The following is a 14,363-nucleotide window of genomic DNA, read 5'->3' as shown; positions in this document are numbered from 1 at the left end:
CGCATTACGCAAGTTTGCTCGCTTGTATGCACTAGAAAAACAATTCAAAGGCCTGACAATAGAGCAACGTTATTTGTTGCGTCTGGAAAAAAGCAAACCTCTGCTGGAAGATTTAAAACAGTGGTGTGATAACAACCTTACCAAAACGGCAAAAGATAGTGCGATCGGTAAAGCCATTCGTTACACCATTAACCAATGGGATAGCCTAACCCGCTATATTGATGATGGTAATATACAAATTGATAATAATGCAGCGGAACGTCATATCAAGCCGTTTGTGATTGGCCGTAAAAACTGGTTATTTAATCAAACTCCACGCGGCGCTAATGCCAGCGCACTACTTTACAGTCTTGTGCAGACAGCGGTAGCCAATAACCTAGAGCCTTTTGATTACTTAAAGTATTTACTCACCGCACTACCCAAGCTTGGTAGGCACTATAAGCCAGAGGCATTGGATCAGTTTTTACCCTGGAACCTGACTGAAAAAATCAAGCCTTTAAAGTAAGTGGCGTAGCTTGTCTAGGTGGGAAGAAGCGACGCTTACCAATTCATCATCAGCTGAAATTGTTTCTACATTTCCAACTTGAAAGGTTTTATTTTTAGATTTTCCATTAGAAACCCAGAAAACGGTATAACAAAGATAGCTTTTATCTTTTCTCCGATCAAACTTAATAGTTCTGGAAACTCCGGTTAACCCCGTTGTGGTTTTATTTTTAGGCGGCTTTAAAAATCGGGTTTTACTGCCTTTTAATACAATTAACATTTGATCACGCCAGGCAATAGCCGCTTTAATCGATTTAAATTTACTACCCCATAATTTATGAGAAAAATATCGACTATTTTCTTTACCTCGTCGTACTATCCTGACTTGAAACCCAAATGGATCAGGCTCTGTAATATCTTTATGTTTTATCATAGTAAGATTCTCTGTTATATCTGAAATTTACTTTTCGATAAATCATTTCGTAAGCTTTGAAATACAAATAACTTTTCTTCTTTCATTTATCGGATAATCGGCAATTTGTTGAAACTGTCATCAAATTGACACTCTGTGATTATCTGATTTTTGGCAACAAAAAAAGAAAATGTTTTCTGTTTTGTGAAATACCTAGCATTTTAGTGTAGAATTCCTTAACCCCATTTTTGCATGGGCATAATTTTAGAGCATATTCACTAGTACATCGCTCCTCACGTTCATATCATTAAGGCATCGTCTTTCCTATATGCTTTTACAGGAACCTAGTTTTTGCTATAGATTTCCGATAAAAGATTGCAGGGCTGATGGTGCTTTGTTATCTAACATGTGAGCTGCTGTACTAGCATCAATCTTAGGAGAAGAACATGAGTGTATTAGTAGGTAAGCAAGCACCGGATTTTACGGTTCCCGCTGTTTTAGGTAATGGCGATATTGTTGACTCTTTCAGCTTTTCAGACGCAACAAAAGGTAAATATGCAGTTGTGGTATTTTACCCACTAGATTTCACTTTTGTTTGCCCTAGCGAATTAATTGCACTAGACCATAGAATGGACGATTTCACTAGTCGTGGTGTTGAAGTCATTGCTGTTTCAATCGATTCTCATTTCACCCATAACGCATGGCGTAATACACCCATCAATGACGGTGGTATTGGTCCTGTTCGTTATACAATGGCAGCTGATATGGCTCATACCATTGTTAAAGATTATAACGTAGAAGCTGATGCACCAGCAGTAGCTTATCGTGGTAGCTTTTTAATTGATAAAGAAGGTATGGTTCGCCATCAAGTAGTTAATGATCTACCTTTAGGTCGTAATATTGATGACATGTTACGTATGGTTGATGCCCTACAATTCCATGAAGAGCACGGTGAAGTTTGCCCAGCTGGCTGGAATAAAGGTGATGCTGGTATGGATGCATCTCCAGCAGGTGTTGCATCATACTTGAGCGAAAATGCTGATAAGTTATAAGTCAGTTTTATAGCAGATAAAAAAGCGGGCTATTTTAAAATAGTCCGCTTTTTTTATGCCTGAAATTACCGGTTAACTCAGACCTTTTTTCTTGCCAGCATCTTTAGTAGCTGTATACGAGAAAAATAAACGGTGACACAACCTATAAAAATAGAAATAAATGTTTCTCCTATCAGCACCCACGAGATCATATAGCCTAAAACATAGCCAAAGAAACCAATAAGCGCCCACCTGATACCGTTTTCGCCATTTTTTTTCCCGGTTTGGTAAAAAACAACAACGGTTATGATGGCTGCCAGTATAATTAACATTATTTAATCCTGTGTTGCTTGTCATGGTAATTCATTTAGAATTACCAAATAAAATATTTATTGAAAGTCTCACCTAAAAAGTTTTACACACTTTACCGTAATTTTTCTTTGGTGGTCTACTTTTTATCATATATTTGCAAGTACCTATAATCTTCCACAGCGCCAATCTTGAGCCAATCATCAGGATCACACATCAGACATACCAAGGCTTCCGTATGATAATAAAGCTCATCAATTGGTTTACATGTTACCTACAACAAGGATAAACAAATGGGAAAGTTAGCTAAAATTATTTTGATATTTTTTTCTTCAGTGGTGATACTTATTATTGCCGCGGTCATAATAATTCCACTCGCGGTAGATTTAAACGACTATAAAACTGAAATAGAAGTAGCGGTTCAGGAAAAAACCGGGCGGAGTTTGAAGATAGAAGGAGACCTGAACTTATCCATTTTCCCTTGGCTAGGCGCATCTACAGGAAAAATACTATTAAGTAATGCCCCGGGATTTGCAGAAAAATCCTTTGCGGTTATTGGTGAAGCCGATATTAAAGTTAAATTACTGCCTTTATTTTCCAAAAATGTAGAAGTGAGCACCATTGTTTTAAAAGGACTGGAACTACATCTGGAAAAAAACAAACAAGGAGTTAGTAACTGGGATGACCTGACTGCACCCAAAGAAACGGTTGCTCAGCCAGCTGAAAAAGTTGCACAAAAACTAGTAGAAAGCAATTCAGCAGAACAAACACAGATTCCAGAGCAGGAAGAAGATGACACTATAGATTTATCATCGTTAAAAATTGGTGGCCTGACTATAGAAAATTCTCAAGTTAGCTGGAATGATCTGCAATCAGGGCAACATATTATTATTAAAGATTTTAACTTTAGTACTGGTGCCATTGCTTTTAACCAGGCTATTGCAATTAAAATAGCTTTTTTACTGAAAAATACGCAGCCTGCTATAACAGAGCATCTAGCTTTATCAACTAACCTGATAATTGATGAAACATTACACAAAATTCAATTAAATAACTTTAAGCTAGACTCCACAACCAGGGGGGAAACGATTCCTGGAGGAGTATTCAATGTACAGCTTCTATCTGAAATATCTCTGGATACACAAAAACAAATCTTAGCACTTAAGAATTTACAACTTAATACAAATACCATTAACTTGACTGGTGAAATCAAGACCAGCCAACTAAACACTGCCCCACATTATACCGGCACAATACAGATTGCCGCTTTTAACCCGAAAAGCCTGATGCAGCAACTAGCTATGACTGCTCCTGAAACAGCTGATAAGCGGGTTTTACAAAAACTGGCCATGAGTTTTAACCTGCAAGGAACGGCCAACGACATTGCATTAGAAAACCTAATCATCACTCTAGATGACACGCAGATTAATGGCTATACCCGTGTTAAGCAATTTAACCAGCCCGCAATCACCTTTCAGCTCTCTATTGATGATATTGATATTGACCGTTACAGTGCACCCAAACAGGAAAAACAATCTGCACATGCACCGGTCGCCACAACGACAACTGCCACTACTGGCAAAGAAACCACACTCCTCCCAATCGATACCTTGCGCAGCCTAAATATTAATGGCGACTTAAATATCGCAAAGCTTAAAGTCGCACAATTAAAAATGGCTGGGGTCAGCTTAAACCTTCAGGCAAAGAATGGAGTTTTGCGCACTAAACACGCAGTTAAGCAACTTTACCAAGGTCATTACCAAGGACAACTCAGCATCAATTCAAAAGGTAAATCACCCCGTATTTCCTTAAATGAAAAAATAGCAGGCGTACAACTAGAACCATTATTAAATGACTTACAGCCAAATAGCCCAGCAAAACTCAAAGGGCGGGCAAATATTGCACTTAATCTAAAGACTAAAGGCAATACAATCACTGCGATAAAATCAGGCTTGGGCGGTAAGCTGAATTTTTCCTTAGAAAAAGGGGCTGTTAGAGGCTTTAATTTACAGAAAATAATTGATATTGGCGCATTAGCTCTGACGGGTAAAGCAATGCAGCAAAATTATACTGATGAACAGACTCTATTTAGCGTGATTAAAGGCACAGCTAGCGTAAAAAAAGGGCTGATTAATAACCCTGATTTCCTAGCAAAATCATCAACTATTGAAGTAACAGGGAAAGGAACCGTAAATTTAGTTAATGAAGCACTGAATTATAAGGTAATCGCAAAACTCAAAAAAGGCGGCAAAAATATTGCTAACCGCCCCATTGCAATTAATGTACAAGGAACCCTCTCTAACCCAAGCGTAGGCTACCCTAAAGATTTACAATCGATAGAGTCAATGATGACTGACAAAGAAAAGAAAAAAGTGGATAAATTTATTAATAAACGCGAAAAAGACATTGATAAAGCTTTAGGTGAGGGCTCGGGTAAAGCCATCAATAAGCTTTTAAAAGGCTTTTTTTTAATAGCGCAATAGAACAGGCTTTTGCTGAATAAACAGAAGCTAATCTCCAGGTTTATTAGTTTTTTGAGAGGATATGAATCCCATGTTTAGTCTACTCATATCCTTCTGCAGTAGCATATAAATGCTACTTTTAAGGTAGCTCTGCCAAGACAAGACTAGAAAAAACTAAACTACAACTGCTTAATGAACTCACACACCTTCAGCAAAAATCTACTTAACTGGTTTGATCAGTCTGGCCGTAAAGACCTGCCTTGGCAACACCCCGCCACGGCTTACCGAGTCTGGGTATCTGAAATCATGTTACAACAAACCCAGGTTGTAACAGTCATCCCCTACTTTAATAAATTCATTCAACAATACCCTGATATATCTACTCTGGCTAATGCTCCACTGGATGAAGTACTCAGTCTATGGGCTGGGCTAGGTTATTATGCACGCGCCAGAAACCTGTATAAATCAGCAGGTATTATTGAACAGGCAGGTCAGTTCCCAGACTCTTTAGAAAGCTTAGTTGCCCTGCCAGGTATAGGCTTATCAACAGCGGGAGCTATTTTAAGTATTGCCTTTAACAAAAGCCAGCCGATTCTTGATGGTAATGTACGCCGAGTATTAGCCCGATTTAAAGCCATACAAGGCTGGACTGGAGGCACTAAAATAAATAAGCAACTATGGGAAATAAGCGCATTATATACTCCGGAAGTACGTATTGCAGATTATACGCAGGCCATAATGGATCTTGGCGCTACCGTGTGTACACGCTCTAAACCCAAATGTACTGAGTGCCCACTACAGTCAAATTGCCTGGCACTGCAACAGCAGCGAGTACATGAATTACCTACCCCTAAAACAAGTAAAAAAATACCTGTTAAACAAAGTCTCTTTCTTATTATAATTAATAAAGATAAGCAAATTCTGTTAAATAAAAGAGCACCCACGGGTATCTGGGGTGGACTATGGAGTGTCCCTGAATTAGCTAGTCATACAGAATTAGACGCCTGGCTATTAACAAAACCTATAGTGGTCACTAAAAAACAGTTCATGGAAACAAGACGACACACGTTTTCCCACTATCACCTGGATTACCAGCCTATTTTACTTTATGTAGATAACCCTATAAATAATGTGCTGGAAGCAGAAACAGCACTCTGGTATAAACATTGGCAGACTAAAAATATTGCGCTACCTGCGCCTGTTAAACAATTATTTGATGAATTAAACAAGGATTAAAATGGCAAGATTAGTAAACTGTGTAAAACTAGGTACAGAAGAAGAAGGTTTGGACTCATTACCTTTCCCCGGTATAAAAGGACAATATATCTATGACAATGTGTCCCAGAAAGCCTGGAAGGAATGGATCAGCATGCAAACTATGTTGATCAATGAAAACCGTCTGGCAAGTTTTGAGCCTAAAGCAAAAAAGATGATTGAAGAGGAAAGAGAGAAATTTTTATTTGGCTCTGGATTTCAAATGCCTGAAGGATATGTTCCGCCTAAGAGCTAGAGAATGACCCAAGCTTAAAGAATAAAATTAAGATCATGATTGATATCCCTAATATAAGAAGCGAAGCCCGCTATGGTATGCCGGTTGCCGATCAAATATTGTTCAACCGACATTACATACTGGGCTATTCATATTATTTCAGGCAAGCCAAATGGGCGCTTGAGATCGTTGACCAGAAGACGATTGATATTCAAAGGACGGACAACTTTCGCCCTGACTACCGTATTCCAGAGATATTCAGGACAGATCTAGTGGAGTACAAAAATTCAGGCTATGACCGCGGCCATTTAGTTGCAAGTGCAAACCAGAATGATACAGTCATTCAAAATAGCGAAACTTTTTTGCTATCTAATATGACGCCTCAGGATCCAAAATTTAATCGCAATATCTGGAAGAAGCTTGAATTAGCTATTAGAGAGCTTGATGCCCAGAAAGATATTTATGAAACCTATGTCATTAGTGGCCCTATCTTTGACTTTGATACTCCAGTTTCAAGGATTGGTACAAATGATAGCAATGGTGTGACACTACCTGTCCCCAATGCTTATTTTAAATCGGTTCTAACGGAAGATAAAAAAGGTAGGCTGCATATGTGGTCTTTCATTATTCCCAATAAAAAAGCCACTAATCCATTGGAGTCTTTTCAAGTGCCTACTACGGTTGTGGAAAAAATGGCGGGGATTTTTCTGTGGAACCAATTGCTTGGTAAAAAAATAACGCTAGAAAAAAATAAAACCAGAAAAATCTGGTAACAGACACTTTACCGCTGTTTAAAACCTCTACTGTACTCTAGGAGCTCTGGCAAGAAATATCAGATGCCCTGAAAACTGAATTTTCAGAAAGTTACGCTCACGATGCTCCAAACTAAAGACCCTGCCAATTAGCCCGGTTATTCCGTAAAAAATGTTACGCTGCCATAGAGGGCGTAATATCCTGGAACGATTGAGTAACTGACGATTAATCAGCACCGATGCATCCACTCCTGGACGTATCTCTTCAAGCTCAAACCCCGCATCACCAAATACTCGAACCACTCCATACGGTGTAAAATTAAAAATACTGTATGAATGATAAGGCTCCAGGTAGGACACTGAACCCACAAACACCCCATTAGGCTTCAGAACACGAAATATCAGTGCAGCCTGTGCTAATATTTAGCATAACAGTTGATTGTGGAACTGAAAAACCCTTAACATAAGCAATACTTTTCCTGATTACCTATAATTCTCAGCCATTCTCCGTCATTCCTGCAAGCTTTTAGCAGGAATCTCGTCGGTTTAGTACAATTCCCGATAAAGCTTGTGTCCACGCTTGACTGGGTAGACTTCGGGAATGTCGAGGTTTTTAAACATGCTACTTTTCTACTGTAGCTGAGAGTCATACGTAATCAGGGTACTTTTTGTATGATCACCTACAGCCCGTCTCTACCTGGAAGCCCATGTTTATCCTACACAGCTCCAATAAAACAGAAAACCTGCTTGAGCATTTAAGTGCCATTATCTGCACCGCACCGTTATCCTCCCCCTTTAGTAAAGAAGTTTTTTTAATTCAAAACCAGGGAATGGAACGCTGGCTAGCACAGCAACTAGCAACAAAAAATCAGGTTTTTGCTAATTTTAATTTTTTATTTCCAGGTAAATTTTTTAGCCAGATGGCAAGAGAGATTAGCCAACAACTACAAGCAGACTCATTTGACCGTGAACTGATGGTGTGGCGCTTTGAACTATTATTACGCGACCTAGAAGAACCTGTTTTTTTTGCGCTTAAGCATTATATCAGTGGTGAAAATACTGATTTAAAACGCTTTCAACTGGCCTCGCATTTAGCGCAAATCTTTGATCAATATCAGATGATGCGTCCGCAGCTGTTAAATGACTGGCAACAGGGGAAGTTACACTATTCATCAGATAATGAAAAATGGCAGCAAGCTCTCTGGTTAAGATTAATTGAGCAGACAGGTGATCAACACCGTGGCGCATTATGGCTACAAGCCATTTCTAAATTTAACTCCCTGGAAGAAGGCGCATTAAGTCAGAAACTCCCTGAAAGAATTTCTATTTTTGGCTTAAATACTATGCCACCGTTATTTATGGAATTTCTACAAGGGCTAGCGCGGCATACTAACGTACATTTCTACCTGCTTAACCCCGCACAAGCATTTTGGGCAGATATCGTCGCTAGAAAACGGGCTGATTTAGAAGAATTCGAAAATGGCCATCCCTTATTAGCCAGCCTGGGTCAACAAGGCAGAGAATTTCAGCAAATGCTACTCGATCGAGCATTTACCCTCGAGCTTGATAGTTTTGAGGAATGTGAGGCAGAATCCCCCAGTAATTTACAGCAATTGCAAAATGATATATTACATAATATTACTACTGTGACTGCCATAGAAAATGACTATTCTATTAGCATTCATTCCTGTCATTCACGCATGAGGGAAGTGGAAGTATTAAAAGATCAGTTATTACATGCTTTAGAAACCGACCCAAACCTGGAGCTCCGTGACATTGTGGTAATGGCTCCGGATATACAGCAATATGCCCCCTTTATCCGTGGCGTATTTGATAATATCCAGCATGCTATTGCTGATCGTAGTTTACGCAGTAGCAATAGTACTTTTGATGCCTTTCTTCGCTTTATACGTTTAACACAAAGTCGTTTTGGCTGGCAGGAAGTGCTTGATTTATTAGGCCAGCCTGAAGTTTATCATTGCTTTGGTTTAACTGAAAATGATGTGGAATTAATCAGCCACTGGGTTGCCGAAACACATATACGCTGGGGAAAATCAGCTACGCATAAAAAACAGCTTAATTTACCTGAATCTCCTGAAAATACCTGGCAAGCCGGTTTAGATCGCCTGTTAATGGGTTATGCAGTCGGTAACGAAGATGAGTTTTTTGCCAGCATTTTGCCTTATAGTGAAATCGAAGGTTCCACCGCACTGGCATTGGGTGGCCTGCATGATTTTCTCCAACTACTGTGTAGAGCCAGTGAAAAGCTCGCTAAAAGTTATAGTCTGGAAAAATGGGCAGCTCATTTACTGACTTATGCCGATTTGTTATTTCCTGCTGAAAGCATTGATGCTGCCACCCAGCAAACAGAAAAACAGCAGATGAATGAAATTTTTCTGGAACTCAAAGAATCACTCGCGACAGTACATGATCAACCCATTCCATTAGCCGTTATTTTAGCCTGGCTGGAAGAACGAGTTGAAGAGACTAAATCCTCCAATGGTTTTTTACGTGGCCAACTCACCTTTTGCTCGATGTTACCAATGCGCACCATCCCCTTTAAAGTCATTGCTTTATTAGGTATGAATGAGGGTGAATTTCCGCATATCGACCACCATCTTACCTTTGATTTATTAGGGAAGGATTTTCAGCCGGGGGATCGTTCACGACGAGCTGATGACCGCTATCAATTTTTAGAAATTCTACTCTCGGCTCGTGAAAAAATAATTATGACCTATATCGGCCAGTCAATCAGTGAGAATGAAGAGATACCAGCATCAGTAGTCATTCACGAGTTACTGGATATTATGCAAACACATTATCAATTGCATAATTTAATTACCAAACACCCGCTACAAAGCTTTAGTCAACGCTATTTTATGGGTGATAAAGCTTTAATTAGCTATAGTAAAACTGACTTTGCAACGAACAAAGCCTTAACCCAGAATACACTTAAAAACACCCCCTGGTGGCAGGGACAGATACAAGCAGAACAACAAGAGCTAATAGAGATTCAAGACCTTTTGCGTTTTTATCGTCATCCACAAAAATATTTTTTACAGCAACGGCTTAATATCCGACTGCAAGGTATTGAGGGTGATGAGCAAGAACATGAGCCTTTGAGTATTGAGGGCATGGATAGCTATCTGCTCAATCATCAATGGATCGAGGCAAAATTACAGCAAGGAAATTTATCATTAAATAAGCTTAAAGCTCAGGGGCGCTGGATTTCTGGAGAACTAGGTGTCATAAAATTTAATGCGCGAGACCAGGAAATTCAAAATTTTGTCGAGAAAATTGAAGCCAAAAATGCAGGAATCAGTACAGACCCGGTTGCTATTGACTTATACATCGGTTCTACACGCCTCATCGGATCAATTGCATATCAATACTCAGAGGCCAGCTTAATTTATCGTTATTCACCCTTAAAGGGAAAAGACTTTATTATTGCCTGGCTACAACATTTAATTCTTAATCGACAGAAACCTCATGTCACCCACCTAATTAGTCAGGATAACTATATCAGCTTCCTGCCTGAACATGTTCAAGGGCACGAGTTAGAACAATTTATTGATTATTATCAACAAGGACAAAGTCAACCTGATATTTTTTTTACCGAAGCCGCTTTTGCTTATATCAAACAACAACAGGCATTAAACAGCCCCAAAAGCCGGAGTTCAGTCTCTGCTATCGTTAAGGCTCAAGAAGCATTAAGCCATACTATAGAGCAAGTCTATGAGCCAGAGTTACAACTGCTTTATAAGAATTTAGAGACAGTAGATAATTTATTGAATAGCGAGTTTGAAGATTATTGTCAGCACTTGTTATTACCCATCTGGGAGCTAGTCAATGCAAATTAATCATCAGAACTTCAACCCTATCGCCACCGAATTAAAGCCAGGTATTAATTTATTAGAAGCTAGCGCGGGCACGGGTAAGACCTATGCTATCGCTATGCTGGCTTTACGTTTTGTGGTGCAACATGGCTACACAATTGATCAGCTTCTGATTGTTACATTTACCAAAGCCGCCACCAAAGAATTAAAAGAGCGTGTACGCGCCCGCCTGGTTGAGGCAAAGCAATTTTTAACTGGAAAATCACCGGCAGGGCTAGATGATAATATCAGGCTATGGGCTGAAGAACTTATTGCAAACTCTGAAATAGATGAAAAGCTTGCCATACAGCGCTTAAACAATGCGTTATTAAATATTGATAAGGCGGGAATTTTCACCATACATGGTTTTTGTCAGCGCTTACTCAAAGAACATGCTTTAGAAAGCGGACAAATGTTTGATGTTGAACTCAGCGATGAGACGCTTGCGGTACAACAACAAATGGTAGAAGATTTCTGGCGCTCCCAGGTATATCCTCGCGATGCCTGGGAAGTATCATTGCTTTGTCATCAGTACGATACGCCCGACGCATTATTAGCAAGTCTGGGAAGATATCCTGTGGCTCTGACTATCTACCCTGAACCTGAAGACTTAGATAGTCTATTAATAGAGATTAGAAAACAGGCGCGGAATGCCAAAGCCGCGCTCGATAAACAAGCTAATGTGTTACTAGAGTCCGTTGAATTGGGTTATTTTAAAAAGTCATTTACAGAAAATTTCCCGGAAGCTTATCAACGTCTAAATCAATGGCTAGAAGCAACAGCAGAGTCTACTGAGCATTTTCTGTGTCCATGCCCCAAAGAAGCCGACTTCAAACTGCTAACCAGCGATAATCTGGGCACAGAAATACGTGTTAAATTTAAAGACCAACTAGATTTTGATAGCAGCAGCTTTGATCTTTTAGCTGACTCTAGCCAGAAAGTCGGCCTGATATTTCGCCGCTCGCTCGCTGCAGAACTACAAAACAATCTGGAAACGCGCCTACAGCAACTAAACATCATGTCTCATGATAGCTTGATTACCCGTACCGCAGAGGCACTATCGAACGCTGGCGGGGAGCTATTAGTCAAGGCGATTAGCCAGCAGTATCGTATCGCTTTAATTGATGAATTTCAGGATACCGACCAAAATCAATGGCTGATTTTCTCACGCTTATTTGCCGACCCGGAACAATATTTATATTTAATCGGTGACCCTAAGCAAGCGATTTATAAATTTCGCGGGGCAGACATTCATTCATATTTACAGGCTAAACTACAAGCACAGCATCAGTATACTTTAGGGCATAATTGGCGCTCACACCCTGATTTAGTACAGGCAATTAATCAGTTATTTAGTCAACGTGATAATCCCTTTGTTTTTCAGGACTTAGAATTCAATCGTGTTACACCTGCCCTGGATTCAACAAATGGAGCTTTAGTTAAAGACAATCAGCCCCTAGCGCCTTTAGCTTTATGGCAACTAGCAGAGAGTGAAAGCAAAACCGGGTACTGGACAAATGGCAAGGCAGCTGATGAAGTTAAAATAGCAGTCACCAGTGAAATATTAAACTTATTGAGCGGTGAGGTTAATTTACAAAGCGATAAAACAACACGTCCGGTAAAACCAGCCGATATTGCTATTCTGGTACGTACCAATAACCAGGCTGAACTATATCAGGAAGCTTTAAATCTTGCTGGTATTCCTGCCATTTTAAATAGTACCGCCTCCGTATTTTCCAGCACTGAAGCACATGATTTACACCAGCTAATGCAGTCTCTAGCGCAGCCCGGTGATATGGCCCTCTTAAAGCAGGCTTTAAGCCTTTCCTGGTTTGCTCTGGATGGGCAGCAGTTATATCGCACACTAAATGATGAAATACAATTAGGTGCCTGGATAAACCGCTTTCAGGAATACCATTTGCTCTGGCAGAAAAAAGGTTTTATGGCCATGATGCTACGCTTTTTAAGCCAGGAAAATGTCCGCGTACACCTAACCCAGACTGCTCAGGCAGAAAGACAAATCACTAACCTGCATCATCTTCTGGAACTCGTACAACAAGCTAGTCTGGATGAGCATTTAGGGCTACAGAAGACCATAGCCTGGCTACGCACGGCGATTACAGCAGAAAATGCCAGTGACGAGCAGCAACTAAGGTTGGAAAGCGATGCCGATGCAGTCAAAATCATTACTATGCATCGCTCAAAAGGACTGGAATACCCGATTGTATTTTGCCCTTATCTCTGGTCACGTAGTGATCGATTAAGCAAAGAAAAGCTGACCATTACCTGTCATGCACAGGATGAAATGCTGGTTGATTTAGGATCAGACCTGTTTGAACAACACAGGGATATTGCGCAGGAAGAAGAGTTAGCTGAAGATTTACGCATACTCTATGTTGCGCTAACTCGTGCAAAATTTCGCTGCTATATAACCTGGCTGGATAGTCGCTCAAGCAATAAGCCAAACCAATCGGCTCTGGCCTATCTATTATATGGACAAGCTGATATTTCCTTTAGCGAACAACAAGCCGTATTACAGGAATTAGCAGACCAATATCCTGATAGTTTTGCCTATCAACAGATAGAAACAACTAATAGCATACAGGGAACTTATCAAGAAACAGAGTTAAATGTAGCTTTATCAGTACCCGCACAAAAGCGCCATTTATACAGTAGCTGGCAAATGAGCAGTTATACCGCCTTATCCTATTTAAGCCTGCATGAAGCCCCGGAATTACCCCTGGATAAAGCAGAAGAAAGCAATGATACAATGCCTCTTACCGATCAGGCTCCTTTAGAATTAGCTAAAGGCGCACATACGGGTAATGTCATCCATGATTTACTGGAAAATATTAGTTTTACTGCGCTTGCAGCACGAAAAGAAATAGCTCAGCAACGAGATGCAGCCTGTCAGCATTATGGGCTAAAAGTTGATCACCCTGAAGTTATAAATGAGCTACTTTATCAGACAGTGAGCACAGCATTATGCAAAGACGACCCCGAGTTTTGCCTGGCCAACCTTGATGAACAAGCCTGCTTAAAGGAAATGCCTTTTTATTTAAGCCTATCCAGTTTTGCAACAGAAGAGATTAATTTTATCCTGCAAGACTGTCCAGCTTTTCAGTCTTTATCAGACAAACAGATGCAAGGATATTTAACTGGTTTTGTTGATTTAATTTTTTGTTATAAAGACCGTTACTATGTACTGGATTATAAAAGTAATGCTTTAAACGACTATCAACCAGAAAGCCTAACTCAGGCCATGCGCGAACATAATTACGGTTTACAATACTGGCTGTATAGCGTGGTGCTACATCAATATTTACAAAAACGCCTACCTGACTATCAGTTTGACCAACATTTTGGCGGCATACGTTATTTATTTGTACGTGGCATGCAGGAAGAGCAAGCAATGAGTGGAGTCTATAGTGGTATGCCTGATGAACAGCGAATTAATGAGTTGGCTGAATTGTTTTCTACAGGGTGACCCAATAAACTATTTTGGTTCTGTCGCAAAAAACCGAAAGCCACTATTATAAGGTTTAATATC

At 39.9% G+C, this 14,363-nt stretch carries 10 protein-coding genes and 1 pseudogene; 8 read left to right on the top strand and 3 right to left on the bottom strand.

The window, feature by feature from the left end; all coding sequences use genetic code 11:
• Positions 1-505: IS66 family transposase (locus tag CDZ78_RS08450; RefSeq protein ID WP_140413939.1), on the top strand; the 505-nt coding region annotated here is incomplete at its 5' end.
• 15 nt (positions 506-520) lie between these two features.
• Here CDZ78_RS08450 and CDZ78_RS08445 read toward each other — a convergent pair.
• Positions 521-916 (bottom strand): annotated as a pseudogene (locus CDZ78_RS08445) (hypothetical protein); the annotation flags it as partial.
• Positions 917-1,341: 425 nt separating this feature from the next.
• On the opposite strand from CDZ78_RS08445, the gene CDZ78_RS08440 reads away from it, so the two are divergent.
• On the top strand, positions 1,342-1,947 hold the full coding sequence (locus tag CDZ78_RS08440; RefSeq protein ID WP_087869626.1) for a peroxiredoxin: 606 nt from the start codon (positions 1,342-1,344) through the stop codon (positions 1,945-1,947).
• Between the two features lie 77 nt (positions 1,948-2,024).
• Here CDZ78_RS08440 and CDZ78_RS08435 read toward each other — a convergent pair whose 3' ends face one another.
• A complete protein-coding gene (locus CDZ78_RS08435; protein WP_087869625.1) occupies positions 2,025-2,258 on the bottom strand; it encodes a hypothetical protein in 234 nt (77 codons plus the stop codon).
• Between the two features lie 270 nt (positions 2,259-2,528).
• Between CDZ78_RS08435 and CDZ78_RS08430 the strand changes: the two genes are divergently transcribed.
• The 4 genes from CDZ78_RS08430 to CDZ78_RS08415 all read left to right on the top strand — a co-directional run bounded on the left by CDZ78_RS08430 (position 2,529) and on the right by CDZ78_RS08415 (position 6,959).
• On the top strand, positions 2,529-4,718 hold the full coding sequence (locus tag CDZ78_RS08430) for an AsmA family protein (protein ID WP_087869624.1): 2,190 nt from the start codon (positions 2,529-2,531) through the stop codon (positions 4,716-4,718).
• A 171-nt stretch (positions 4,719-4,889) separates the two neighbouring features.
• The gene (mutY, locus tag CDZ78_RS08425; RefSeq protein WP_087869623.1) at positions 4,890-5,933 is read left to right on the top strand and encodes an A/G-specific adenine glycosylase; all 1,044 of its coding nucleotides are present in this window, start codon (positions 4,890-4,892) and stop codon (positions 5,931-5,933) included.
• 1 nt (position 5,934) lies between these two features.
• A complete protein-coding gene (locus tag CDZ78_RS08420) occupies positions 5,935-6,207 on the top strand; it encodes an oxidative damage protection protein (protein ID WP_087869622.1) in 273 nt (90 codons plus the stop codon).
• Between the two features lie 35 nt (positions 6,208-6,242).
• On the top strand, positions 6,243-6,959 hold the full coding sequence (locus CDZ78_RS08415; RefSeq protein WP_087869621.1) for a DNA/RNA non-specific endonuclease: 717 nt from the start codon (positions 6,243-6,245) through the stop codon (positions 6,957-6,959).
• Positions 6,960-6,986: 27 nt separating this feature from the next.
• On the opposite strand, the gene CDZ78_RS08410 is transcribed toward CDZ78_RS08415, so the two are convergent.
• Complete coding sequence (locus CDZ78_RS08410; protein WP_087869620.1) at positions 6,987-7,307, bottom strand: hypothetical protein; 321 nt, start codon at positions 7,305-7,307, stop codon at positions 6,987-6,989.
• 338 nt (positions 7,308-7,645) lie between these two features.
• Between CDZ78_RS08410 and recC the strand changes: the two genes are divergently transcribed.
• Both recC and recB read left to right on the top strand, forming a co-directional pair.
• Complete coding sequence (recC, locus tag CDZ78_RS08405) at positions 7,646-10,798, top strand: exodeoxyribonuclease V subunit gamma (protein WP_087869619.1); 3,153 nt, start codon at positions 7,646-7,648, stop codon at positions 10,796-10,798.
• Positions 10,788-14,300: an exodeoxyribonuclease V subunit beta gene (gene recB, locus CDZ78_RS08400; protein ID WP_230990980.1), complete on the top strand. Its 3,513-nt coding sequence runs from the start codon at positions 10,788-10,790 to the stop codon at positions 14,298-14,300. The genes recC and recB overlap by 11 nt, the downstream gene beginning before the upstream one ends.
• Positions 14,301-14,363 lie beyond the last annotated feature (63 nt).

Source organism: Bathymodiolus platifrons methanotrophic gill symbiont (assembly GCF_002189065.1).
Classification (GTDB): domain Bacteria; phylum Pseudomonadota; class Gammaproteobacteria; order Methylococcales; family Methylomonadaceae; genus Methyloprofundus.
The sequence above is the reverse complement of the archived record's forward strand: the minus strand, read 5'-3'. Positions and strand labels throughout refer to the sequence as shown.